This is a genomic window from Kitasatospora sp. HPM-01-4 (assembly GCF_051374625.1).
In the GTDB taxonomy this organism is placed as follows: Bacteria; Actinomycetota; Actinomycetes; order Streptomycetales; family Streptomycetaceae; genus Kitasatospora.
The window spans coordinates 6,674,269-6,698,718 of sequence record NZ_JBPQGP010000005.1 but is presented as its reverse complement, the minus strand read 5'-3'; the positions used below and the strand labels follow the sequence as shown (position 1 = coordinate 6,698,718).

Here is a 24,450-nt window from a genome sequence, read left to right as displayed (position 1 = left end):
TCCTCCTCTCGGGCCCTGATCAGGCCTGCGGCAGGTCGGCGGTGAACAGGAAGGAGCGCGGCACGCCGGCCACCGCGCGGTCCACCACGGGGTACGGCCAGCGGTCGAACTCGGCGCCCTCCTCACCGGGCTGCCTGACCTCCTGCGGCTGCCAGCCGCACTCGGTGAGGAAGGTCTCCGGGTGGTCGGTGCCGAACAGCCAGGGGTTGCCGTCCTCCTTGAGCGCTCCGAGGAACTTGCGGGCCATCGGGTTGATCAGGGAGACCCGGCTGGCGAAGTCGCCCAGCAGCACGGTGCCGGGGGCGGAGACGGAGGCGACGGTGGTGAGCAGCCGGCGCACCGCGTCCTCGGGGAGGAAGAACATCAGGCCCTCGGCCACCCACAGGGTCGGCGTCCGCTCCTGCCACCCGGCGGCGCACAGCGCGTCGCTCCACTCCTTCGCGAGGTCCACCGCGACCGGGTGGCGGGTGACCCCGGCGGGCAGCTCGGCGGCGGCCTCGGCGAGCAGCTGCGCCTTGGCCTCCAGCAGTGCGGGCCGGTCCAGTTCGTAGACGGTGACGCCCTCGGGCCACGGCAGCCGGTACGGGCGGGTGTCCATGCCGGAGGCGAGGAAGACGACCTGCCGGATCCCCCGCTCGGCGACGGCCTGCCGGACCGCGCGGTCCAGGTAGGTGGTGCGGATGGCGAGGAACTCGACCGTGCCCGCCCCGGCGTAGCGGTCGAGCAGCCTGAATCCGGTGTCGGCGGCGACGGTCCGGGCGTACGGGTCGACGAACAGCGCGTCGGTCCGCTCGGACTCCAGGGCTCGCGCGGCGGCGGTCCACTGGGCGGTACGGGATACGGCCTCCACGGAGGGCCCCCTTCGGGTTGTCTGAATTCGCTTGCTCGGCGGTCGGGTTACGGGTGGCAGGGGTCCGGCGAGAAACTGGCGCCGGGCATGCTGCCGACCGGTTCGCGCTTGGCCCGACGCTCGAAGATGCTGTGCAGGACCATGCTGAAGACCACCTGGCCGTCGGTGTCCTCCAGCGTGCAGCGCGGCTTGACGATGCCGGTGCTCGGACGGCCGAACGACGGCCCGGTACCGAGGACGTACACCTTGGCGGTGAGCTGGTCGCCCGCCCGGACCGGGCGGATGTAGCGGATCTCGTCCACGCCGGGCGAGCCCGCACAGGCGCTGTCGGAGAGCAGCCCGTCGACGTAGCGGCGCATGAACATCGAGGCGGTCTGCCAGCCGCTGGCGATCAGCGAGCCGTACGGGGATCCGGCCGCCTGCTCGGGGTCGACGTGGAAGGGCTGCGGGTCCCAGCGGGTGCCGAACTCGATGATCTCCCGCTCCGTCAGGGAGACCGTACCGAGATCGAAGTCGTCCCCGGCGGTGAAGTCCTCGAAGTAGTACATGAGTTCCTCTTGTCTGCGAATGAGCGCGACCTGGCGGCCGCACACCGTCTCACTCGGGAGTGAGGTGCTCTTCAGGGCCGGAACCAACATAGGATCGAGCAAATAATTTGGTCAATCCAAATCTTTGCGGGTCCCGTCGGATGCGGTGGACGAACGGGTCATTCGGGGTCGGATCCACTTGTTCACCTGCGGGAACGCGAGTTGACACACTGTCGGCCCGGCGGCCGGCGGACCGGGCCGTCGCGCCGCGCTCAGAGCGCGGCCAGCGCCTGCCGGAAGTCGTCCCACAGGTCCTCGGGGTGCTCGATGCCCACCCCGACCCGTACGGTGCCGGCACCGATACCGGCCAGGGCCAGCTGCTCCGACCCCAGCTCCCGGTGCGAGGTGCTCGCCGGATGGGCGACCAGCGTCTCCACACCGCCCATCGACAGGGCGAGCGAGGCCAGCCTCACCCCGGAGATGAAGCGGCGGCCCGCCTCCCGGCCCCCGGCCAGGTCGAAGGCGAACACCCCGCCGTAGCCGGACAGCAGCCGCTTGGCCACCAGGTGGCTGGGGTGGCTCTCCAGGCCGGGCCAGTGGACCTCCGACACCGCCGGGTGCCCGGCCAGCCGCCGGGCCAGGAAGGAGGCGTTCTCGCAGTGCTGGCGCATCCGCAGCGGCAGCGTCTGGATGCCCCTGATGGTCAGCCAGGCGGCGAACGGGTCGACCGTGGCGCCGAGTTCGACCGCCCGCTGCCACACCTCGCGGTACCGCTCCCGGTCCGCGAAGACGGCCGCGCCACCGACCACGTCCGAGTGTCCGCCCAGGTACTTGGTGGTGGAGTGGACCACGATGTCGGCACCCAGCTCGATGGGCCGGCAGAGCAGCGGCGTGGCGAGCGAGTTGTCGACCACGCCGATCAGTCCGGCGGACCGCCCGACGGCGAGCAGCGCGGGCAGGTCGGCGACCTGGGTGGTCGGGTTGGCGATGGTCTCCAGGTAGAGCAGCCGGGAGCTCGGCCGCAGCGCGGCGCGGACCTCCTCCGGGTCGTCCCCGCCGACGGTGGTGACCTCGACGCCGTAGCGCTCGCGGAGATCGGAGAGGGTCGAGAAGGTGCCGCCGTACAGGCACCGCTGGGCGATCACGTGGTCACCGGGGCGCAGCAGCGCGAGCAGCACCGAGCTGATCGCACCCATCCCGGAGGCGGTGGCCATCGCGGCGGCGCCGCCCTCCAGGTCGGCGAGCACCGACTCCAGGGCGCCGGTGGTCGGGTTGCCGCGCCGGGTGTAGACGAAGTCGCCGCCGGGAGCGGCCATGGCGTCGGCGATGGAGTCCGGGTCCTCGAAGGCGAAGCCGGAGGTCTGGTAGAGCGGGACGGCCAGCGGGCGGCTGCCCGTCGGCCGGGGAGCGGTGATGTGGACGGCGCGGGTCTGCGGACGGGAGGCCGGCTGCGGGCCGGCGCCGGAGATGGTAGCTGTCATGCCGGCCACGATGCCCAGCCGCGCGCTTCGGACGCACCGAAAACGCCCAGGCTTTCCCAAGTCGGTTCGCCGCCGCTCGCATTGCGCGGACCGCCCGGCCTCAGCAGTCGATACCCTACCCCCCGAGGGTACCGACCTCACCGACTCCGCCTGGTGCGGCCCTGGGCTCGACTACCATGAGGGCCGAAGCGGGGGGCGGTGCGACGAGAAGGGGGCGCCAGCATGCGGCGGTTTGGGGAGCTGGAGGCGGAGATCATGGACCGCCTGTGGAGCTGGGGGCGGCCCGCCACCGTCCGGGAGATCGTCGACGACCTCAACCGGAAGCGCCCCGTGGCGTACACCACCGTGATGACGGTCGCCGACATCCTCTACAACAAGGGCCACCTGCGCCGCGAGAAGGAGCGCCGGGCCTGGGTCTACCAGCCCACCCGGAGCCGCGAGGCCTACACGGCGGCCCTGATGCACGACGCGCTGGGCGTCAGCCCGGACCGCTCCACCGCCCTCGCCAGGTTCGTCGAACAGATCTCCCCGGACGAGCAGGAGGCGCTGCGCCAGGCACTCCAGGCCATCGACCGAGCCGACCAGCAGTGATCGCCGCCGCCGTCCTCACCGGCTACTGCGCCGTCGTGGGGTGGGTCGCACCGCCCGCCCTCAGCCGGGCCCGCTGGACCCACCGCTCGCCACGTGCCGCCCTGGCGCTCTGGCGGGCACTGATGCTCACCTTCGTCGTCTCCCTCGCCATGGCCGTCTACCACGCCACCCGCTCGGGACAGCACCTGCACGGCCTGCTGGGCGCCATCGACATCTGGCTCGGCAGAGAGGACACTCCCCCGGCCGAACGCGGCGCGGAGGGGCCGGGGCTGCTGCTGCCGATCGGGGTCACCGCGGCCTGGCCGCTCGGCTGGTTCGGTGCCGCACTGCTCCGCTCGCGCCGCCACCGCCGACGCCACCTCTCCCTGCTCGACCTGGCCGCACGGCCCGAACCCGGCCTGCGGGCGGTCATCCTGGAGCACGAGACCCCCGCCGCGTACTGCCTTCCGGGGCGGCACCCCCGCGTCGTCCTGACCACCGGCACCCTCGACGCCCTGACACCCGAGCAGCTGCACGCCGTCCTCGAACACGAACGGGCCCACCTGCGCGGCCGTCACCACCTCTCCCTCGCCCTCGCCGAGGGATTCGCCCGCGCGTTCCCCGGCGTCCCGCTCGCCCGCGCCGCCCGCGCGCACACCGCCGACCTGCTGGAGATGGTCGCCGACGACCACGCCCTGCGCAGCTGCACACCGAAGGAACTGGCCGCCGCCATCTGCGGGGTCGCCGCGGGCGGCGTGCCGCAGACCGCGCTCGCGGCGGGCGGGCCGACGGTACTGCTCCGCCTCAAGCGGCTGCTGCGACCGCGGATCGGGCTGCATCCGGTGGCGCGGGGGGCCGTACTGCTGCTCGCGCTCACCGCACCGCTGCTGCCGTACTTCGTCACCTGCGGGCCGACGCCGGGCTGAGGGGTCCGCCGGGCCTCCGCCGGATCACACACCCGCGGGCCGGCGGAGCACCGTACTTCGGACTCGGGCTCGGGCTCGGGCCCGGGCTCGGTTTCGGCGAGCGGCCACCGGGCCACCACCCTCCGGTGCCGCCGTGGACCGCGGTCGAGCCCGGCCGGCCGTCGGCCACGCGCCGGCCCCGTCTTCGCCACCTCCGAGCAGCCTGGCCCGCCGCACCCGGACGCCTCCAGCCGACGCGGAGTCGTCTCAAGTCACCACCGCCACAGCCATCATGCTTCCCCATCGGGTTTCCGTACACCGCTGACAGTACCCTGGGGGGGTATGGTATGTTCAAAGAGTCGGCGGCCCACAGGACCGCCGGATCGCCTGACGCGACAGATCCAGCAAGGGAGCACCCGATGTCCGAGAACCTCCTGACCGCAGACGTCACCGAGGCCGCAGGCTCCTGCTGCGGCGGCGGCTCGTGCGGCTCCGCCCCCGCCGCCGAGTCCGCCACCGGCACCCGCGAGGTCTACGTCGTCCAGGGCATGACCTGTGGACACTGCGTCAGCTCCGTCACCGCGGAGCTGAAGAAGATCTCCGGCGTCACCGCGGTCGCGGTCGACCTCACCACCGGCAAGGTCACGGTCGACAGCGAGCAGCCGCTGGAGCGCGGCGCCGTCGCCGAGGCCATCGACGAGGCCGGCTACGAGCTGGTCTGACCCACCGGACCCCCGGGGCGTGCGCGCGCCGTCAGCCACACCGCGCACACCCCGGGCCACCCGCGCCACCGGGGCCGGAAACACCCCACGGCCCCGGTGGCTCAGCCGTGAACCGCAGGACGCGCACACCGGCCTGAAGCACCGACGACGGTACCCGCGGCTCACTCGGCCTCGCCAAGGAGCGCCATGACGATCCGTCAGTTACCACCCGCGACCGGCAGCCCCGTGGACACCGCCGCGAACACCCGGGCGACGCCCGGCCCCGTCCGCTCGACGGCCGCGGCCCTCGGCCTGGCCACCGCACCGGCCGTCTCGCTCGGGCTCGGCCGCTTCGCGTACGCGCTGGTCCTGCCCGCGATGCGCACCTCCCTGCACTGGTCGATGGCCACCGCGGGAGCGCTGACCACCGCCAACGCCGTCGGCTACCTGGCCGGCGCGCTGGCCGCGCCCTCGGTCGCCGCCCGCCGGGGCGAACGCCCCGCGCTGCTCGGCAGCCTGGCCGCCACCGTCGTCTCGCTGGCCGCCACCGCCGCCTCCTCCGACCTCACCTACCTGCTCGTGGTCCGCATGATCGCCGGTGCGGCGGGCGCGGTCGCACTGATCGTCGGCGGCACGCTGGCCGCCCGCCTCGGCGCGGACGCCGCCCCCGGCCGCTCGGCGCTGCTGCTCGGGGTGTACTTCGCCGGCGGCGGACTCGGGGTGGCGGTCTCCGGAGCAGCCGTCCCGGTCGTCCTCGGCGGCCACCAAGGCCCGCCGAGCTGGCGCACCGCCTGGCTGGTGCTGGCCGTCCTCTCACTGGTCGCGATCCCCGCCTGCCTGCCGGGCTCGGCCGCCCCCGGCCCCACCCGCACCGACCCCCGCCCGGGCCTGCGCTGGCCGGCCCGTCCGCTGCTCGCACTTCTGGTCTCGTACGGACTGTACGGCTCCGGCTACATCGCCTACATGACCTTCATCGTGGCCCACCTGCGCGGCCACGGCGCGGGCGACGGCCTGGTCACCGCGTTCTGGGTGGCCCTCGGCTGCGCCGCCGTGGTGGCCGGTTTCGCCTGGAGCGGGGTCCTCGGCCGGCTCCGGGGCGGACGGGGCAGCGCACTGCTGATGGCCGTCACCGCCGTCGCCGCCACGCTGCCCCTGCTCTCCTCGGCCGCCCCGGTCAGCTACGCCTCCGCGGTGCTCTTCGGCTCCGCCTTCCTCTCCGTGATCACCGCGGTCACCACCTGTGCCCGGGACAGCCTGCCCCAGCACTACTGGACCGCCGCCATCGCCGGGCTGACCACCGTGTTCGCCCTCGGCCAGTGCCTGGGGCCGCTGCTGGCGGGCACCCTCTCCGACGGACCGAGCGGCACCGCCGCCGGGCTGGCGATCGGCGCGGTGCTCCTGGCGCTGGCCGCCGCCACCGCGCTCGCCCAACGGGCCCGTTCCGCCCCACCCGTCCCGGCCGCCCCCGTTTCGAGGGATACCGTCCCCGGGTAAAGTAGGCTGGCCGGTGGCGTGGCACACGCCCGGGAGACGGCCGCCACGAGTGACGCACCGACAGATCCGGCCGGCATCGCCGATGGAAATGTCCGCCCGACCAGGCGAGAGCCGAGCACTTGAGGGAACCGGAGTACGCCCATGGCCGAGCAGCACAGCTACAGCAACCACAAGGACGACGTCCTCAAGCGGCTGCGCCGTATCGAGGGCCAGATCCGCGGTCTCCAGCGGATGGTCGAGCAGGACACCTACTGCATCGACGTCCTCACCCAGGTCTCCGCGAGCACCCGCGCCCTCCAGTCCTTCGCGCTGCAGATGCTGGAGGAGCACCTCGCCCACTGCGTGAGCAACGCCATCAACGCGGGCGGCGACGAGGCCGCGCTCAAGCTCAAGGAAGCCAACGCCGCGATCGCCCGGCTGGTCCGCTCCTGACCCGTCACCGGAGCGGGTGACTTCCCCGCCGCAGTCCGCCCCTACCGCGGTCTGCGGTGCCCCGAGCCCGGAACCGGTCCGCGGGCGCCCGGTCCCACACGCGCGCTCGCGGCGGGACCGGGCGCCTGCGGACCGGCAGCCCTTTTCAACGCGCCTCCGCTCTTCCAGCGCGCCCTCCCTTTTCGAAGCGCTTCCATGCTTCCGCTCCTGCCCGACACGCGAACTCCCGCCCCTGGCTCGGTTCCTGCGCCCGACCGCGCCCGCGTGCCGACCACCTCGTGAGCACCGCGCCCCGCCGGCCGCGACCTGCGGCGGCCCCGCGGTCGCGGGCCGGACGGCCGTGCCCGGTCACGGACCGTTCGCACCCGGTGCGCTGAAGTGATCTTCAGCTTGCTTCAGGCTGGCTTCAGCGTCGCGGGGTGATGCTGAGCCGCACCGCCGGACGGAGGTTCCGGCCCCGTGCCTGCGCTAGGAGCCCCCGATGCCCCAGTCCCACGTCCCGGAGCCGTCCGAGAGCGGTGCGACGGGCGCCACAGCGGCGGGCGAGGACGAGATCCGCCATCTGGCGCTGGTCGGTGGCAGACGTACTCCGCAGCACCGGATCCAGCGGACGGCCGACCGCTCCCCGCACCGCCGCGTCACCGTGGTGTCCGCGAGCATCGGCGCCGGGCACGACGGAGCGGCCCGCGAACTGGTGCGCCGCCTACGGCAGTTCGGAATCACCGTCGACTGCCATGACTTCCTCGACCTGTTGCCGCCCGGCTGGGGCCGGCTGCTGCGGGCAAGCTACGAACTGGAACTCCAGGTCGCGCCCTGGGCCTGGGGCTGGCTGCTGGACGGCCTGCAGCGGCACCGCTGGTCCTCCGCACTGGTCAGCGCCCTCGCGGGCCGCGCCGCCGCACGCCGGACCCGGGCGCTGATCGGCCCCGACACCGGCGCCGTGGTGTCCACCTACCCGCTGGCCAGCCAGGCACTGGGCCGGCTCCGCCGACGCGGCGGGCTCACGGCACCGGTGGTCACCTTCCTCACCGACATGTCGGTGCACCCGCTCTGGGTGGCGCGCGGAGTCGATCTGCATCTCGCGCTGCACCCGGTATCCGCCGCCCAGGCACGCGGGCACCGGGCCCACGGCGTACTGGTCGGCGGCCCACTGGTCGCCCCGGAGTTCCGCCCGGCGGCCTCGGCGGACGAACGGCTCCGCGAGCGCCTGCGGTTCGGCCTGCCCACCGAGCGTCCCATCGCCCTGGTGGTGGCCGGCTCCTGGGGTGTGGGCGAGGTGGAACTCGCCGCCCGGGAGATCGCCGCGACCGGCCTGGCCACACCGGTCACGGTGTGCGGACGGAACGAGGCCCTGCGCGAACGCCTCGCCGGGGACGGCGTGGGTGTGGCGCTCGGCTGGGTCGACGACATGCCCGCGCTGCTCCGCGCCGCCGACGTGGTGGTGCAGAACGCCGGCGGGCTCACCTCCCTGGAGGCGATGGCCACCGGCGTGCCCGTGGTCAGCTACCGCTGCCTGCCCGGCCACGGCGTCACCAACGCCGCCGCCCTGGACGACGCCGGGCTCGCCGCGTGGATCCGGACCCCGGGACAACTCGCCCCGCTGCTGCGCGAGGCGCTGCGCACCGCCCCGGCCCGTCCCGCCGAGACCACCGTGCCCGCGGACCACGTGATCGCCGCACTGGCCGGCGCGACCGTCGCCGCACCCGGCGCCCGTTCCACCACCACCGTGTCGGCACTCCGCCGCGACAACACCCGGGAGCTGGCCTCGTGAGCAGTCTCATCGGCCCCGTGACCAGGGCCCTGACCGTCTCCGGCGCACTCGCGGCGGCCTCACTCGCGGTCGCCCACGCCGCACCCGCGCTCAGCGCCCTCAACGCCGTACGGCCTTGGCTCACCCCGGAGTTGTGCGGGTACGGCGATCCCGACCACGTCGCCCTGACCTTCGACGACGGCCCCGACCGGGCCTCCACCCCCTACTTCCTGAGGGAGTTGGACCGGGCGGGCATCCGGGCGACCTTCTTCCTGCTCGGCCGGATGCTGGTCCGCGATCCCGGCCTGGGCCGTGAACTGGTCGCAGCGGGCCACGAGATCGCCGTCCACGGCTACGAACACCGCTGCCTGCTCGTCCGTTCTCCGGGCGCGGTCCGCGACGACATCGCCCGGGGTCTCGACGTCATATCCGACCTGACCGGCACCCACCCCGTCTGGTACCGGCCGCCGTACGGAGTCCTCACCGCCGGAGCCCTCGCCGCCGCACGGGAGTTGGAGCTGACCCCCGTCCTGTGGAGCGCCTGGGGCCGCGACTGGACCGCCACCGCCACCCCCGACTCGGTCCACCGCACGGTCACCCGCCGACTCGCGGGCGGCGGCACCGTCCTGCTCCACGACACCGACTGCACCGCCGCCCCGGGCTCCTGGCGCTCCACCCTCGGCGCCCTCCCCCGCCTGATCGACGCCTGCCACGCCCGCGGCCTGAACCTGGGCCCGCTGCGCGAGCACCGGAGCGCCGCCACCGCCACGGTGTGACCTCCCGGGTCCGCGAAATCCCGCGCGCTGACCGGCTTCCGGTGCTACCGTCCCAACCCGTGATCACTCGCAGGGATGACGGACACGAGATCGACACCGATCCGGACCGCCTCGACATCGGCCTGGTCCACCACTGGCTGTCGACCGACACCTACTGGGCGCTCGGCCGCACCCGCGAGACGGTCGAGCAGTCCGTCCGGGCGTCCGTCAACTTCGGTGTCTACTCGGCGGACGGCTCACAGGCCGGCTACGCCCGGGTGGTCACCGACCTGGCGACCTTCGCCTGGCTCTGCGACGTCTACGTCGACCGCGACCACCGGGGCAAGGGCCTCGGCACCTGGCTGGCGACCGCCGTCCGCGACCACCTCGCCCCCTATGCGCTCAGGCGGGTGATGCTGGCGACCGAGGACGCCCACGGGGTCTACGCCAAGGTCGGATTCGCCCCCTTCCCCGATCCCCGGAAGCTGATGCACATGAGCTTCACTCCCTGACGCCCGTCGCCGCGTACCGCGAGCCGCGCGACAGGCGGCGAACCGCGGGCCGGGCGCTCTACGCTGGGCAGCGGATCGGTCAACCTGGTGGAGGGGACGGGACGTTGCGGCGTGCAGCGGTAGGTGTCGACGTCGGCGGGACCAAGGTGCTCATGCTCGCCGAAGGGCCGGAGCTGGAAGGGGCGCTCACCCGGCGGGTGGCGACCGGCCCGGCGACCACCCCCGACCGGATCGAGACGGCCGTCCGGGCGTTCCTCGCCGACCACGAGCTCAGGCCTACCGCCATGGGGATCGCGGTACCCGGGCTGGTCGAGGACGGGCGGGTCAAGGTCTCCGACGTACTGCCCCGGCTCGCGGGCTGGACGGGGACGGCCGCCGACTGGGGCCCGTCGCTGCTGGTCAACGACATCCGGTGCGCGCTCGCACAGGAGACGGCCCACTTCCCGAGGTCCGCCACCGCAGCGGTGGTCGTGTGCGGCACGGCGGTGGGCTCGGCCTACCTGTCCGAGGGGCGGGTCCTCCGCGGCGCACGAGGCTGGGCCGGCGAGATCGGCAGCCTGCCGGTCCCCGGAGCACAGGGCGTCCGCCGTCTCGACGAACTGGCGGGAGGCGCTGCCATCGTACGGGCCGCGGGCCTGCCACCGGAGCGGGTTCACGCCGCACTCGCCGACGGCAACCGCCGGATCGAGGACATCGTCCACGCGGCCGGCGAGGTCTTCGGACTGGCGCTCGCCTCGCTGGTCAACATCCTGAACCCCGACGCGATCCGGGTGGCGGGCGGCACCCTCGGCTACCGGGGCTACTGGGACGCCGCCCTGGCCACCGCACGGACCCACGCACTACCCGAGCTGTGGCACTCCTGCACCGTCGACCAGATCAGGGATCCGGACCTGGTCGTCGCCCGCGGCGCCATCCGGCTGGCCACCGCGGCCGCCGACGGACAGTCGTGGGTCCGGCAGTACGTCTGACGCCGCAGGCCGATGTACCGGGGACGCGAGTCAGGCGGAGGGCTCGGCCAGGACGGCGGCGAGGCGGTCCAGCACTTTCGGCCAGCCCGCACCCATGCCCTGGAAGGCGGTCCTGCCCAGCGGGGAGTCGAGGTCGAAGCCGGCGTGCTCCAGGAAGAGGCGGGTGCCGGTGCCCTCCGGTTCGAGCCGCCAGGTGATCGTGGTGTCGAGGGTGGACGGCGCGAAGCTGTACCTGAGCAGCCGCTCGGGCTCGACCGCGACCACCTCGCAGGGCTGCTCGCCCCAGGGGCCCATGTCCAGGCTGAAGCGGTGGCCGACGACGGGCCGTACGTCTCCGGCGGCCCACCAGCGGGCGTGCAGCTCGGGTGTGGTCAGGGCTCGCCACACCACGGCCGGCGGGTGGGACAGGAACTGGTCGCAGTGGATTACGGCGGGGTCGGTCACGGGTTTTCCTCGTCGAGAAGGTCACGCAGAGCGGTCATCCGGGCACGCCAATACCGCTCGAAGGGATGGAGCCACTCCCCCACCTCAGCGAGTGGGGATGCCTCGAGGTGGTAGTAACGATGCCGCCCGCGCGGCTCCTCACGCACGAGCCGCGCGCTCCTGAGCACGGCCAGGTGCTCGGAGACCGCCGGCCTGCTCAGCTCGAATTCGCCAGCCAGCTCACCGGCCGCACGAGGCCCACTCTGAAGGGTTTCCAGCAGCTTTCGCCGCACGGGGTTCGCCAGCGCGGCGAACACGTCGACTTCCGCCATGCCGCAACCTTGCGTCGGAGAAGCCCGACATGTCAAATTTTTCCGACGCATGCGTACCTGGTGACGCACACCCTCGTCCAGGTCCGACAGGGGGAGCCGGGCGCCGGGGTGCGGTCGCTCGCGGCGGACGAGGATCCGGGTGCCCTCGAGCAGGTCGACCAGGCCGGTCAACTCGGCGACCCCGGCGCTTCGCGCAGCGAGCCGTCCCGTTGCAGGGCGGGACACGCCCAGACCTGGTCGGGCAGGTGGCGGATTGCCCGGCGGACCGGCTCGGTGATGGACCAGCTGACGGAGAACCTCTACCGCCTCGACGCCTGGTGGACCGACACCCCGCTCGGTACAACCCGCGTTTCCCACTGCGAACAGCTCGCCCTCACGCTGGCAGTGTGAGGGCGACAGCAGGTCAGGTCACATCCGCCAACAAGGTCCCTCAGGCCAGATCGTGTTCCAGGAACGGCAACAAAAATTGCTCGTGATCTCCCCTCAGCCGCACCCTTGCGGCGGAGGTGATCGCCATGACTGGCGCAATCAACAGCACAACCGACCGAACCTCGTACGACGTCATCGTGATAGGCGGCGGAGCGGGCGGGCTGAACGCCGCGCTCGTGCTCTCCCGGGCCCGCCGGAGCGTCGCCGTCATCGACGCCGGGGAGCCCCGCAACGCTCCCTCGGCCCACATGCACAGCTTTCTCTCTCGTGACGGGGTCCCGCCGCTCACAGTGCTGGAGACCGGGCGCGCCGAGATCTCCCGGTACGGTGCGGTGCTGATCAACGGTCAGGTCGACCAGGTGGACGCCGGCGAGGCCGACGGGTACCTGGTCCGGCTGGTCGGCGGCGCGACACTGGATGCCCGCCACGTCGTCCTCGCCACTGGGCTGCGCGACGAACTGCCCGACATCCCGGGCCTGCGCGCGCTGTGGGGAAAGGATGTCCTCTTCTGCCCGTACTGCCACGGCTACGAGGTGCGCGACCAGCCGCTCGTCGTGCTGGGTGTCCACCCGGCGTCCGCCGGGCAGGCGCTGCTGCTGCGCCAGTGGTCGCATGACGTCGTGTACGTCCCGCACACCCAGCCGCTCAGCGACGAGGAGCGGGAGCGCCTGGACGCGCGCGGAGTGAAGGTGGCCGAGGGGCCGGTGTCCTGCCTGCTCACCAAGGACGGGCGGCTGCACGCGGTGGAGCTCGCCGACGGGCGGACCTTGGAGTGCGCCGCGGTGTTCTTCTTCCCCCGGATGACCCCCAACGACGCGCCCTTCGACGGCCTCGGCTGCGAGAAGGACGGCGGCGGCTGGCTTGTCACCGACCGGGCCGGCCGCACGACCCGCCCCGGGCTGTGGGCCGTCGGCAACGTGGTGGACCCGCGCGCCCAGGCCGTCACCGCGGCCGGCATGGGGGCCGCCGCCGCCTTCGCGCTCAACCACGACCTGGTGGACGAGGAGGTCGAGCAGGCCCTCGCGGCGTATCGGTCCGTGTCGCCCGCCCCCACGACCTGACCCCGCCCGCGCCCGGCGACGCCTCGATCCGCACGCCCGTCCCGGCTCAGCCGCCGGAGGCGGGCGTGCGCACTGTCGGACGGGCGCGCACGTGCATCCGCTCGCCCTGACGGCCGAAGAGGCTCAGCAGTTCGACCGGACCGTCACCGGTGCTGCCGAACCAGTGCGGCAGCCGGGTGTCGAACTCGGCCACCTCGCCGGGGCCGAGCACCACGTCGTGGTCGGCCAGGATGAGCCGCAACCGCCCGGAGAGCACGTACAGCCACTCGTGCCCCTCATGGGTGCACAGCTCCGGGGTGGTACGACGGTCCGGCAGGATCATCTTGTAACTCTGCAGCGGGCCGGGCTGACGGGTCAGTGGCAGCACGGTGTTGCCGTTCACCCGGTGCGGCTTCAGCCGGACGCGCGGATCGCCCACCTCCGGGGCGCCGACCAGCTCGTCGAGCGGAACCTGGTGGGCCTGGGCGATGGGCAGCAGCAGTTCCAGACTGGGGCGGCGCTGGCCCGCCTCCAGTCGCGACAGCGTGCTCTTGGATATCCCTGTGGCCTCCGCCAGCGCCGCCAGGGTGACACCGCGGGCGGTGCGCAGCCGCTTGAGCCGGGGGCCGACCTCGGACAGGGCCTGAGCGATGGTCGGGGACTGTGTCATGCCGTCATTACATCGCGCTGCCCCCGAACTCGCAATCACAGATGCCACATTGGCACCGCCCGCCGGAGGCCGGTGGGCGGTGCCGTGACGTCAGAGACCGAGCGACCGGCCGATCAGCTCCTTCATCACCTCCGTCGTCCCGCCGTAGATCGTCTGTACCCGGCTGTTGGCCCAGTCCCGGGAGATCGCGCTCTCCTTCAGGTAGCCGAACCCGCCGTGGATCTGCAGGCACCGGCCGGCGATGTCCACCTGCAACTCCGTCGTCCACCACTTCGCCTTCGCGGCGTCCGTGACGGACAGCCGGCCGGCGTTGAGTCGAGTGATGCAGTGGTCCAGGAAGACCTGAGCGATGGTCAGTTCGGTGTCCATCGTGGCGAGCTGGAAGCGGTTGTGCTGGAAGCCGCCGATGGTCTGGCCGAACACCTCCCGGGTCTTCGCGTACTCCAGGGTGTCCGTCAGCATCCGCTCGACGGCGCCCAGGGCCACGGTCGCGATGCTCAACCGCTCCCGGGGCAGCCCGGCCATCAGATATGCCAGCCCCGCGTTCTCCTTGCCGATCAGGTTCTCGGCCGGCACCCGGCAGTCGTCGAAGAACAGCTCGCAGGTGTCGCTGGCGTGCCAGCCGAGCTTCTCCATCCGGCGGCCGCGGGTGAATCCCAGCGCGCCGCGCTCCACCACCAGCAGGCTGATGCCCTGGGCGCCGCGCTCGGGAGCGGTCTTGGCGGCGACCACGACGACATCGGCGTGCTCGCCGTTGGTGATGAACGTCTTCTGCCCGTTGAGGACGTAACCGTCCCCGTCGCGGAAGGCGGTGGTGCGGATGTCGGCGACGTTGGAGCCCGCGTCGGGCTCGCTCATCGCGATCGCCGCGATCAGCTCGCCCGAGCACAGCCCCGGCAGCCACCGCCTGCGCTGCTCCTCGGTGGTCCGCTCGGCCAGATAGCCGGCGATGACGTCGTTGTGCGCCACGAAGGTCGGCGCCGTCGCCCGGGCCCACATGATCTCCTGCGCCAACACCGCCGGGTAGCGGAAGTCGGGATCGCCGCCCCCGCCGTACTCGGGGTCCACGCCGATGCCGAGCAGCCCGGCCTTCCCGGCCTTGCGCCACACCTCGCGGTCGGCGATGCCGTCCCGCTCCCACTGGGCGTGGTACGGCACCACCTCTCGGCTCAGGAACTCCCGGCACATGTCCCGGAAGTGTTCGTGCTCCGCCTCGTATCGCTTGCGGGCCATGCGGTCACCCCTCCCCTGGGTCGGTGTCGTCGGCGATGGTCGTCAGGGTTTCCTTGGGTTGCTGAACGGCCGCGAAGTGGCCGCCCTCGATCTCGACCCGGCGGGTCGGGGCCGAGCTGTGCGCGGACCACGGCCAGACCTTCTCCGGCGGGGCGTGCACGTCCTCCCGGGCGGCGATCAGGGTGAGCGGGAAGTCCACCCGCAGCCCGGCGGCCTCCTGCGCGAACTCGGCCCGCACGGCGTCGTCCTCGCGGAGCATCCGCAGCAGGATGCGGCTCATCGTCGGCTGGGCCAGCACCGCGGGCGGCGTCCCGCCGTCGGCGGCAGTCCGGGCGAGCAGCTCCTCGTCGGGTACGGAGGCGAGCAGCGCGCCGGGCCGCTGGAGCCGGGGCGGCACCGCCCCGGACAGTACGGACCGGACGGGCGGCACACCGACCTGGCGGGCCACCGTGGCGGCCACCGCCAGGCTCATCGTCGCTCCGAAGCTGTGGCCGAAGGTCGCCCAGCGCAGGCCGGCCGATCGCTCCCGTTCGGCCAGCAGGTCGGCCACCACGTGGTCGGCCATGGCCCGCACCAGGGCGTGGAAGCCGGTGGCCCCGCGCTCCCGGCGGCGGGTGCCCCGGCCGGGAGCGTCCACGCCCCGGACCGACAGGTGCGGCTCGCCCGACGACTGCCAGCCCCGGTAGACCAGCGAGGTCGCCCCGGCGTGCGGGAAGCAGTAGAGCAGCACTGGTGAGCTGGATTCAGGCCGCACGGTCACTCCTTCATGCTCCGGGCCAGCTTCTCGGCCAGCATCAGGGTGGTCAGGTTGGTGGGCGCGCTCGGGATCGTCGGGAAGAGCGAGGCGTCGGCGATCCGCAGGTTCTCCGTGCCGTGCACCCGGCCGTCCTGGTCGGCGACCGCCCACGGGTCGGTCCCCGGTCCCATCCGGCACGAACCGGCCGCGTGCCAGCCGGGGTTCATGATGTTGCGGACGCCGCTGCGCACAACCCCGTCGCTGGCGATCATGCGGTCGCTCCAGAACTGGGTGGCGGTCAGCCGGCTCGCCAGGCCGGGTGAGCGCAGCAGGCCCCAGACCCGGCGCACGCCGTGGCAGAGCCGCTCCACGTCCTCGGGATCGGTGCCGAGGCCCAGCTCGATGACGGGCGCGGCGTACGGGTCGGCGCAGTCGAGGAAGACCCGGCCCCGGGAGCGCGGGCGCATCAGCATCGCCGAGGCGCCCACGACCAGCGGCCAGCCGAGGCGGTCCACGAAGCCGGGGATGGTGTGGCTCTCCACGTTGTTGAGCAGCCCCACCTGGATGTCCACGTCGCCGTCGAAGCCGCTGCTCATCCGCGCCGCGACCTGCCGCCAGGGCAGGCCCGGCGTGCACACCCCGTCGGCGGGCTTGGACCAGATGACGACCGAGGGGTGGTCCACCAGGTCCCGGCCGACCCCGGGCAGGTCCACCACGGGGGTGATGCCGAGCACCCGGAGCAACGCCGCGTCGCCGACACCCGAGCGCTGAAGGATGACGGGCGTGCCGACCGCCCCGGCGCTGAGCACGACGTGCCTGGCCCGGATCGCGGCGAGCCGGCCGTCCGTCTCGACCTCAACGCCGACGGCCCGGTGCTGCTCGAACAGTACCCGGACGACCCGGATCCCGGTGCGCAGCTGGAGGTTGGGCAGCTCGCGCGCGCCGGCGAGGAACGCGGTGGCGGCGTCCACGCGTTCGCCGTCCACCGCGTTGCCCGGGATCGGGCCGACCCCGGCCTCCTCCCCCGCGTTGAGGTCCGGCAGGTCGGCGACGCCCTGCCGGTTGCACTCCGCCCAGAACGCCGCGTCCAGTTCGTGCACCTCCTCGCGCGGGGTGCGGCGGACCGGCAGCGGGCCGCTGTCGCCGTGGAGGCGGCCGGGGAAGTCGGCGTCGTTCTCGATGTCCTTGTAGAACGGCAGCACCCGCTCCCACGACCAGTCCGGGTTGCCGTACGCCGCCCAGGCGGCGAAGTCGCGGGGCAGCCCGCGCAGGGCGATGGCGCCGTTGACGGCGGAGCCGCCGCCGACGACCTTGCCCAGCTGGTACGGGAAGCGTTCCCACAGGGCGCGGGCCGCCGCAGGCCCGCCGGCCCGCGCTCCGACCAGGTCCTCCAGGCGGCTGCTGGTGCGCAGGTTGGCCCGGTAGTCCCAGTTGTAACCGGACAGCACCAGGCGGCCGGCGTCGGCCAGGGGGTGGGACCGGTCCCGGGAACGCGGCTGGTCGGCGCCGGCCTCAAGCAGCAGGACGTTCCCGGAGCCCCGGGCGGCGAGCCGGGCGGCGGTGACGGCTCCGGCCGAGCCCGCTCCGACGACCACGTACTCCCACTCGTCAGTCACGCGGCCAACTCCTCGACGGAAGCGATCAGTTCGGCGAACGACTCGATCGACGCGTTCATGAACAACCCTTCGACCAGATCCGTCTCCATGTCGGCCCCGATGCCGAACTCCGCGCGCAGCAGCGCGAGCAGGCCGACCGCGTGCAGGGAGTCGCCGCCGATGTCGAAGAAGCCCTCCTCCACACCGAAGTCGCCGTGGCCGAGCTGCTGCGACCAGAGCGCGAACAGCCGCTCCTCCACCCGGCTGCGGGGTGCCGTCCGCCCGTCGCCGGCCTCGGCGTCGTCGTTCCACGGCGTGGGGAGCGCCTTGTGGTCGATCTTGCCGTTGCCAGTCAGGGGCAGGGTGTCCAGCGTCAGGAAGCGGCTGGGCATCATGTAGCCGGGCAGCAGGGATGCCAGCGCCTCCCGCAGCACGGCCGGGTCCGGGTCCGCCCCGGCGTCGGGCACCACGTACGCGACGATCTGCCGCTGTCCGGTCCGCGCGTGGGCGGGCGCGGTGACCAGCGCGGTGCGCACGCCCGGTTGGCGAATGAGCCCGGCCTCGATCTCGCCCAGCTCGACCCGGTAGCCGTTGATCTTCACCTGGAAGTCCTCGCGGCCCAGGATCTCGATGTCGCCGCCGGGCAGGTACCGGCCGAGGTCGCCGGTCCGGTAGATCCGCTCCCCCGCGACCGGGTGGACCAGGAAGCGCTCCGCGGTGCGCTCGAGATCGCCCAGGTAGCCCTGGGCCACGCCGATGCCGCCGATGTGGATCTCGCCGGTAACCCCGACGGGGGACGGCTCGAGCCACTGGTTGAACACGTGCATGGTCTGGTTGGCCAGCGGCTTGCCGTACGGGATGCTCGACCACTCCTGCCGCACCGTCTCGATCGGGTGGTGGATCGACCAGATGGAGCCCTCGGTGGCGCCGCCCAGGCTGATCACCCGCATCGTGGAGAGCTTCTCCCGGATCCGGGTCGGCAGGTCCACCGGGATCCAGTCGCCGCTCAGCAGGGCCAGCCGCAACCGGCACCCACGTGGGGCGCCCCCGTCGCCGAGCGAGTCGATCCACATCCGCATCGGGGCGGGCACGCTGTTCCAGATGGTCACGCCGTAGCGGCTGATGAGCTGCGACCAGTGCGCGAGGTCGCTGGCGCGCACCGGGTCGGGCACGACCACGGTGCCGCCGGCGCCCAGGACGCCGAAGATGTCGTACACCGAGAGGTCGAAGCCGGTGGGGGCGAGCGCCATCACCCGGTCCTGTTCCCCGACGCCGAACCGCCGGTTGATGTCCTGCACGGTGTTAGCGGCACTCCGGTGGGTGATCATCACGCCCTTCGGTTCGCCCGTGGAGCCCGAGGTGAAGATCACATACGCCAGGTCGTCAGGGCCCTGGCGGCGATCGGGCGCCTCGGCGGAACACGCCAGGGTGGCCTCGTCCTGCGGGGTCACCACCGCCACGCCCGCCGGCCAGCGCAGCGCGTCGCGCAGGTCCGGCTCGGTCACCACGGCCCGTACCGCGCAACGGGCCAGCAACTTCAGCCGCCGCTCCTCGGGCAGCTCCGGGTCGATGGCCACGTACGCGGCACCGGTGTGCAGCACCCCGAGCAGCGCGGAGTACTGCGCGGCACCCGGACGCATCGACACCGCAACGATCTCGCCCGGCCCGGCACCGGGTCCGGCCAGCAACCGGTGTGCGATCCGGTGCGCGGCCTCGGTCAGCTGACGGTACGTGGTCTCCGCGCCGGGCGTGATCACCGCCGGCGCGCCGGGACGACACCGGGCCGCCTCGGCGACCAGCTCGTGCAGCAGCACCGGCGGGATGTCCTCCGCGGTGGCGTTGGCCCGCTCCCGTTCACTGGCCTGCGCGGCCGGCAGCGGCACGATCCCGCGGGTGGCGCCCCACACCGCTTCGTCGTCCACCATCCGGTCCAGCAGCGTCACGTACGCGGCGACCATGTCCTCCAGCATCCCCTCGGGGAACAGGCCCTCGACCGCGTTCCAGTTGACGCTGAGCCGGCCGTTCAGCTCCAGGATCTGGTTCTCCAGCCACACCTGCGGCGTCCGGCTGTGGTCGAACACCAGCTCGCCGAACGACTCCAGGGCCCCGGCCCGAGGGACGCCCTCTCCGCGGCCGAGCGTGCTGGAGAAGACCACCGGCATCGACGCCCGGCGGTCATCCCGGCGGCGGGCCAGGTCGCGCAGCACCCGGATGCCGCCGTACGCGGAGTGCGCCAGGTCCGCCATGAGCCGCTCCTGAAGGTTCTTCGCCCGCTGCTCGAACGTCTCCTCGGGCCGCCCGCCGACGGCGAGCAGGCCCGGCGCCAGGAAGTCGCCCATGATCTCCTCGACCTGCGGGTGCAGCCCGAGCCGGTGGAACTGGGTGACGGTCAGGGTGAACTCCTGCCGCCGCGACCAGGTCCGCAGCACCTCCGCGTACGCCGCGAGCAGCGCGCCCGACGGCGTCAGCCCGTGCCGCGCGGCGGCCGCCTGAAGCGTCGCCCAGCGCTCGGGGGCGAGCACGGCCCGGTGCCGGACGAACCGCGGGGTGCCGAGTTGCTCGGGCGCCGCGGCCAGCGGCAGCTCGGGCGCGGGGGGAAGTGCGTCCAGGCGGTCCGCCCAGTACGCGGCGGCCTCCTGGCCCAGGTCGTCCTCGCGCAGCGCCTCCTGCGCCAGCACGTAGTCGCGGAACGACAGCTCCAGCGGTTCCGGCCGCCATGCCGGGTCGTCGTAGCACCGGCGCCACTCCTCCAGCAACCGGAACAGGCTGCGCATGTCGAGGAACAGCAGGTCCACGGCCAGGTGGAGCCGGACGCGGTCGCCGTCCAGCAGCGTGGCGCGGATGTCGACGAGCGGCGCCCGGTCCACCGGCAGCACCTGCTCCGTCAGTTCGGTGCGGATCCGGTCAACTCCGGCCGTCTGGTCCGCGGCCGGCCGGCCGCGCAGGTCCGTGGTGCGGATGACGTACGGTTCCAACTCGTCCTCGGCGGTGATCCGTTGTGTCTGGTCGGTCCCGGCCACCGTGCGCAGTGCCTCGTGCCGGGCGACAACCTTCCGCAGGGCGCCGGTCAGCCGGTCGAGGTCAAGACCGGGACAGTCGAACTCGAGGTAGTACTGGCTGGGGATGCCACCCAGCTCCAGGCCCTTGTGCCGGCCGATCAGATACGCCTGCTGGATGTCGGTGAGCGGGAACGGCTCGTGACGCCGATCCGGCTGCGGCTTGAGCTGCGGCAGCCGGTCCTCGCCCAGGCGACGCCGGCCGTAGCTGACACGCATTTCCGCGAAGAGATCCTCCATCGACATTCGCCCCATTTCGTCAGATGCCCTGGCGGGCCTTCGAATTGTTGTGCGCAGACGGAAAGTTAGGCAGCGGCTGACCGCGTCTCAATACGGTCCGACCGAAGGGGCGACCGAAGTATTTGGTGCGCGCTGGACCGCCGCTGGACTCGTGGCGGACTCCCTCCGGCGGTCGGGTCATGCGCCATTGACCGGTGGTGGGACGGTAGCGACATCATCGAGGAATGGCCACTCAGAACTCCCTGGCAGCAGCCGGGAAACGCATCCTCATCGGCGCCACCGGATCGATTGCGGTGGCGCAGCTTCCGTCGTATATCGAGGCGATGCGCCGACACATCGCGGGCAGCACGTTCACGGTCCTGCTGACGCACACCGCGAGCTCGTTCATTTCCCCGGAGAGTCTCGCGCTGTTCGCCGAGCGGGTGGTGAGCGGGGAGTCCCCGGCCCACTGGCCGACCGACAAACCGTCCCGGCTCGCGGCCGACCACGACCTGCTCGCGGTGCTGCCGGCCACCGCCCACACCCTCGCCTCGGCAGCGACCGGTGCCGCGCCCAATCGCCTGCTGACGGTGGCACTGTCGGTGGACTACCCCGTCGTGTACTTCCCGGTAATGGGCGCCAGGATGTGGCACAAGCCGGCTGTCCAGCGGAACATCGCGCAGATCCGCGCGGACGGCGGGCTCGTCAACGAGCCCGAGTGGCACGACGGTTACGACCCGTCCACGGGCGTCGCCAGCCACCATCCCGCCCTGCCCTCCCCGGACACGGTGGCCAAGGTGATCGGCGACCTCCTGGCCTGACCAACGCCGAGCGGCCCTCGGCCGGGAACGAGGAGTTCCCGGCCGGGGGCCGCTCAGCGGCGTTCGCGCGTCAGGCCACGATGGCGGTGGCCTCGATCTCGATGAGGAAGTCGGGTTCAGCGAGGGTGGCCACGCCGACCAGGGTGGTGGGCCTGACGAGGTCGGCGCCGATCCGGGCAGCGGCGCGCTCGACGCCCGCCCCGATCTCGTCCCACTTGTCCAGCGACCAGTCCTTGACGTACATGGTCAGGCGCAGGACGTCGTCGAAGGTAGCGCCGGCCGCGGCCAGACCGGCGGCTATGTTGAGGTACACCTGTTCGGTCTGGGCGGCCAGGTCTCCTGTTCCCACCGGTTCACCGGCGGCGGTGCGTGGGGTCTGACCGCTGAGGAACACCACGCGGCTTCCGGTGCCGACGGCCAGCTGCCGCCATCCGTAGGGCGTGGGCAGCTCCGGCGGGTCGATCGTCTTGACAGCCATGCTCTGTCCTTTCTCGAAGATGCCGTACGGGCAGGCGCGTTGCGTCCTGCCCGTACGGTGGCCGTGATGCGTTTTCGGGGGAAGGCTCAGCCGTGCTCGCGGCAGGTGGCGTAGTACTTCCGCAGGAGCTTGACGAGTTCGGGGTCGAAGCGGGACGCGAAGAGCAGCTCGGCCGGCGGGGTGAACTCGGGGTCGAGCACGTTCGCCCAGGCGAGGGTGGCCGGCCGCACGTCCATCTCGATCCAGTGGTGCCACTCGACCGGAATGGTCCAGTCCTGCTCGTAGCCGATGCCCATCTGGTGGTCGACGAGGACATCCACGATCTGCTCGCGCGTCCCGGTGCGCAGCGGCTGCCGCACCGGGGCGAACCGCGCGAGGTCGGCCTGGGGCTGCTCGCCGAGGATCCGGGCCGCGAAGTCCTGGGCCAGCAGCGGCGAGAGGTGCAGGCCGTCACGGTAGGTGCCGGTCATGATCCACAGGCCCTGCATGCCGCCCTCGCCGAGCAGCGGGAAGCCGTCCATCGAGACGGGGCGGTTGCCGACCTGGACCTTGGCGACCTCGCTGTTCCACAGGTTGCGGCGGACCTGGCGGTTGACGCACTGGAGGAGGAAGACCAGGTCGCGCATCTCGGGGGTGTCCCGCGGCTCCACGGAGATGACGTTGGTGGCGCCGACGTAGACGTGCCCGTCGCCGCGGGGGACGACGTGCAGTCCGCAGGCGAAGGAGCGGTTCGGGGTCCGGATGACGCTGTCCGGGGTCGTCCTGTCCACGGTCCTGATGAGGGAGGAGACGCCGTAGCCGCTCACCAGGCGGGGGATGCGGGGGCCGACGGGCAGGCTGTCGAGGAGTTCCTGGGTGCGCGCTCCGGCGGCCAGCACCACGTGGTCGGCGCCGATCCGCTCCCCGGAGGCCAGGACGACTCCGGTCGCCCGCTCGCCCTGGTACTCGACGCGGGTGGCGAATTCGGTGACGAGGGTGGCGCCCGCCCGAACGGCCGCCGACTCGAGCCGTTCCAGCAGGGCAGCGGCGTTGACGGCGTGCTCCCCGGGTATGTGGAAGGCCTTCAGCGGGCGGGAGATCGGCTCGGCGTCCACCCAGTCGAGGTCGCCGGGCTCGACATCCTCGAAGGGTTCCTGGTAGCGGGTGAGTTCGGCGCGGATGAGGTTGTAGTTGGCGTCGTCGATCTCGGCCGTACCGATGGTGTTGAGGATGACGGTGGTGCCGTCGGCCGTCCTGACCGGGGCGCCCTCGGTCTGGTCCTCCAGCTCCGCCAGCCACTGCGGCCACAACTTGGTGGCCTGGATGCCGAGTTCCAGCTTGGCCCGGCCGTGCTCGCTGGCCAGCAGGGAGGTGGTGACCTCTCCGAAACAGCCGAGCATGGCACCGGCCGCCGCCGAGCCGGCCCAGGGGCGGTGTGGCTGGCCCAGCACGGCGACCCGTTGTCCCCGCCGGGCCAGGACCCAGGCCAGTGACAGCCCCAGGACTCCGTTCCCAGCGACTACCACATCGAAGCCGGTGCCGTCTGCCTTCCCGTTGGCGTTCATCAAACTCCAATCTTCCAAGGCGCCGTCGTGTCGCCCGGAATCGAATTGATAGTGAACTGAATTCCGTCGGAACTGGTGGATCGGTGAGCGTCCTGCGGGGACTTCCTCGGTCGGAGGCAAGAAAGTGTCAGCGGCGCAGGAACTCGTACATGGTGAAGTCCATGTCGACGATGCCGCGCTCGTCGGCGTGGGCCTTGACCACCGGGGAGTCGCCGAAGTCCGCCGCCGGAAGTTCGACGGACTCGCTGCGGTACCGGCGGGCTTCGAATCCCGCGTCGGTGGCCGCCCGCAGCATTTTCTCGGGATTCCCCATCGCCTCGCTGGTACCCAGGTACACCCGCCCCTCCGCCGAGAGACGGGGCACCACGTCACGGAAGAACCTGCGCACCATCCCGTACCCGGGGTCGAAGACCGCCCGCTCGATCTGGCCGGCGCAGGAACGGTCCTCGGGCGCTTCGATGAACGGGGTGTTCCAGAAGACGACGTCGAGCACCTCTGTCGGGTCCAGCGCGTCGAACAGATCGCTGGTCAGTGCCGTCACCTGGCCGGCCACCTTGTGCCGGGCGGCGTTGCGACGGGTGTTCTCCACTGCCGCCGGGTTGATGTCCAGCGCCAGCGCCCGCTCGCAGCCGCGCTGCGCCGCGATCACCGCGGCGATGCCCGCGCCGCAGCCCATCTCCAGGAACCGGCTGCCCTTCTGGTACGGCACCCAGGAGGCGAACAGGCCGGGGCCCGGGTCCGTGTAGGGCGGGAACACCCCGGGGAGTAGGTCCCATTCCAGCCCGAGCAGCGAGAACGTCGTCTGCGTCGGACGGTCCGGGCTCTGGATCTGTGACACGACCCAGTTTCCGAGTTCGTAGCCGAGCTTGTTGTCCATGCGATCCTCCCTTGGGGGAGCCGCAGAGCAGGTCAGTCGACAGGTGCTCCGC

At 72.5% G+C, this 24,450-nt stretch carries 24 protein-coding genes and 1 pseudogene; 11 read left to right on the top strand and 14 right to left on the bottom strand.

The features are described 5' to 3' along the window. Positions 1-19 precede the first annotated feature (19 nt). From ACSMTC_RS29310 to ACSMTC_RS29300, 3 genes are all read right to left on the bottom strand, one after another. Complete coding sequence (locus tag ACSMTC_RS29310) at positions 20-850, bottom strand: class I SAM-dependent methyltransferase (protein ID WP_436562727.1); 831 nt, start codon at positions 848-850, stop codon at positions 20-22. 47 nt (positions 851-897) lie between these two features. Then, entirely contained in the window at positions 898-1,398 is a 501-nt protein-coding gene (locus ACSMTC_RS29305) for a MaoC family dehydratase (RefSeq protein WP_436562726.1), read from the bottom strand. Between the two features lie 251 nt (positions 1,399-1,649). Next, the gene (locus ACSMTC_RS29300; protein ID WP_436562725.1) at positions 1,650-2,858 is read right to left on the bottom strand and encodes a trans-sulfuration enzyme family protein; all 1,209 of its coding nucleotides are present in this window, start codon (positions 2,856-2,858) and stop codon (positions 1,650-1,652) included. A 222-nt stretch (positions 2,859-3,080) separates the two neighbouring features. On the opposite strand from ACSMTC_RS29300, the gene ACSMTC_RS29295 reads away from it, so the two are divergent. The 9 genes from ACSMTC_RS29295 to ACSMTC_RS29255 all read left to right on the top strand — a co-directional run bounded on the left by ACSMTC_RS29295 (position 3,081) and on the right by ACSMTC_RS29255 (position 10,945). After that, a complete protein-coding gene (locus ACSMTC_RS29295) occupies positions 3,081-3,449 on the top strand; it encodes a BlaI/MecI/CopY family transcriptional regulator (protein ID WP_436562724.1) in 369 nt (122 codons plus the stop codon). After that, on the top strand, positions 3,446-4,354 hold the full coding sequence (locus tag ACSMTC_RS29290) for a M56 family metallopeptidase (RefSeq protein ID WP_436562723.1): 909 nt from the start codon (positions 3,446-3,448) through the stop codon (positions 4,352-4,354). The genes ACSMTC_RS29295 and ACSMTC_RS29290 overlap by 4 nt, the downstream gene beginning before the upstream one ends. Before the next feature lie 398 nt (positions 4,355-4,752). Next, complete coding sequence (locus tag ACSMTC_RS29285; protein ID WP_436562722.1) at positions 4,753-5,055, top strand: heavy-metal-associated domain-containing protein; 303 nt, start codon at positions 4,753-4,755, stop codon at positions 5,053-5,055. 186 nt (positions 5,056-5,241) lie between these two features. Beyond that, on the top strand, positions 5,242-6,528 hold the full coding sequence (locus tag ACSMTC_RS29280; protein ID WP_436562721.1) for a YbfB/YjiJ family MFS transporter: 1,287 nt from the start codon (positions 5,242-5,244) through the stop codon (positions 6,526-6,528). Between the two features lie 141 nt (positions 6,529-6,669). Then, a complete protein-coding gene (locus ACSMTC_RS29275; protein WP_436562720.1) occupies positions 6,670-6,960 on the top strand; it encodes a metal-sensitive transcriptional regulator in 291 nt (96 codons plus the stop codon). Positions 6,961-7,441: 481 nt separating this feature from the next. Beyond that, a complete protein-coding gene (locus ACSMTC_RS29270) occupies positions 7,442-8,731 on the top strand; it encodes a glycosyltransferase (RefSeq protein ID WP_436562719.1) in 1,290 nt (429 codons plus the stop codon). Continuing rightward, positions 8,728-9,486, top strand: coding sequence for a polysaccharide deacetylase family protein (locus tag ACSMTC_RS29265; RefSeq protein ID WP_436562718.1), 759 nt, complete (start codon positions 8,728-8,730; stop codon positions 9,484-9,486). Before ACSMTC_RS29270 ends, ACSMTC_RS29265 begins: the two co-directional genes overlap by 4 nt. Before the next feature lie 59 nt (positions 9,487-9,545). Continuing rightward, positions 9,546-9,977 carry a GNAT family N-acetyltransferase gene (locus tag ACSMTC_RS29260; RefSeq protein ID WP_436562717.1) on the top strand — a complete coding sequence of 144 codons (432 nt, stop codon included), beginning with the start codon at positions 9,546-9,548 and terminating at the stop codon, positions 9,975-9,977. Positions 9,978-10,081: 104 nt separating this feature from the next. Then, positions 10,082-10,945, top strand: coding sequence for an ROK family protein (locus ACSMTC_RS29255; RefSeq protein ID WP_436562716.1), 864 nt, complete (start codon positions 10,082-10,084; stop codon positions 10,943-10,945). A gap of 30 nt (positions 10,946-10,975) precedes the next feature. Here ACSMTC_RS29255 and ACSMTC_RS29250 read toward each other — a convergent pair whose 3' ends face one another. The 3 genes and pseudogenes from ACSMTC_RS29250 to ACSMTC_RS29240 all read right to left on the bottom strand — a co-directional run. Then, on the bottom strand, positions 10,976-11,389 hold the full coding sequence (locus ACSMTC_RS29250) for an SRPBCC family protein (RefSeq protein WP_436562715.1): 414 nt from the start codon (positions 11,387-11,389) through the stop codon (positions 10,976-10,978). Continuing rightward, positions 11,386-11,700: a metalloregulator ArsR/SmtB family transcription factor gene (locus ACSMTC_RS29245; RefSeq protein WP_436562714.1), complete on the bottom strand. Its 315-nt coding sequence runs from the start codon at positions 11,698-11,700 to the stop codon at positions 11,386-11,388. The genes ACSMTC_RS29250 and ACSMTC_RS29245 overlap by 4 nt, the downstream gene beginning before the upstream one ends. A 54-nt stretch (positions 11,701-11,754) precedes the next feature. Next, positions 11,755-11,999 (bottom strand): annotated as a pseudogene (locus tag ACSMTC_RS29240) (IS1380 family transposase); the annotation flags it as partial. Positions 12,000-12,215: 216 nt separating this feature from the next. Between ACSMTC_RS29240 and ACSMTC_RS29235 the strand changes: the two are divergent. Further along, the gene (locus tag ACSMTC_RS29235) at positions 12,216-13,190 is read left to right on the top strand and encodes an NAD(P)/FAD-dependent oxidoreductase (RefSeq protein WP_436562713.1); all 975 of its coding nucleotides are present in this window, start codon (positions 12,216-12,218) and stop codon (positions 13,188-13,190) included. A 46-nt stretch (positions 13,191-13,236) separates the two neighbouring features. Here the strand turns inward: ACSMTC_RS29235 and ACSMTC_RS29230 are convergent, their stop codons facing one another. From ACSMTC_RS29230 to ACSMTC_RS29210, 5 genes are all read right to left on the bottom strand, one after another. Beyond that, positions 13,237-13,839: a helix-turn-helix domain-containing protein gene (locus ACSMTC_RS29230; protein WP_436562712.1), complete on the bottom strand. Its 603-nt coding sequence runs from the start codon at positions 13,837-13,839 to the stop codon at positions 13,237-13,239. 90 nt (positions 13,840-13,929) lie between these two features. After that, complete coding sequence (locus ACSMTC_RS29225; protein ID WP_436562711.1) at positions 13,930-15,072, bottom strand: acyl-CoA dehydrogenase family protein; 1,143 nt, start codon at positions 15,070-15,072, stop codon at positions 13,930-13,932. Between the two features lie 4 nt (positions 15,073-15,076). After that, a complete protein-coding gene (locus tag ACSMTC_RS29220) occupies positions 15,077-15,826 on the bottom strand; it encodes a thioesterase II family protein (protein ID WP_436562710.1) in 750 nt (249 codons plus the stop codon). 2 nt (positions 15,827-15,828) lie between these two features. After that, complete coding sequence (locus tag ACSMTC_RS29215; protein WP_436562709.1) at positions 15,829-17,424, bottom strand: GMC family oxidoreductase; 1,596 nt, start codon at positions 17,422-17,424, stop codon at positions 15,829-15,831. Further along, entirely contained in the window at positions 17,421-20,678 is a 3,258-nt protein-coding gene (locus tag ACSMTC_RS29210) for a non-ribosomal peptide synthetase (protein ID WP_436562708.1), read from the bottom strand. Before ACSMTC_RS29210 ends, ACSMTC_RS29215 begins: the two co-directional genes overlap by 4 nt. A gap of 245 nt (positions 20,679-20,923) precedes the next feature. Between ACSMTC_RS29210 and ACSMTC_RS29205 the strand changes: the two genes are divergently transcribed. After that, the gene (locus ACSMTC_RS29205) at positions 20,924-21,499 is read left to right on the top strand and encodes a flavoprotein (protein ID WP_436562707.1); all 576 of its coding nucleotides are present in this window, start codon (positions 20,924-20,926) and stop codon (positions 21,497-21,499) included. Between the two features lie 70 nt (positions 21,500-21,569). Here the strand turns inward: ACSMTC_RS29205 and ACSMTC_RS29200 are convergent, their stop codons facing one another. The 3 genes from ACSMTC_RS29200 to ACSMTC_RS29190 form a co-directional block, all read right to left on the bottom strand. Continuing rightward, positions 21,570-21,977 carry a RidA family protein gene (locus ACSMTC_RS29200; RefSeq protein ID WP_436562706.1) on the bottom strand — a complete coding sequence of 136 codons (408 nt, stop codon included), beginning with the start codon at positions 21,975-21,977 and terminating at the stop codon, positions 21,570-21,572. 86 nt (positions 21,978-22,063) lie between these two features. After that, positions 22,064-23,521, bottom strand: a complete 1,458-nt coding sequence (locus ACSMTC_RS29195; RefSeq protein WP_436562705.1) for an NAD(P)/FAD-dependent oxidoreductase — start codon at positions 23,519-23,521, stop codon at positions 22,064-22,066. Positions 23,522-23,648: 127 nt separating this feature from the next. Beyond that, positions 23,649-24,398: a methyltransferase gene (locus ACSMTC_RS29190; RefSeq protein ID WP_436562704.1), complete on the bottom strand. Its 750-nt coding sequence runs from the start codon at positions 24,396-24,398 to the stop codon at positions 23,649-23,651. Positions 24,399-24,450 lie beyond the last annotated feature (52 nt).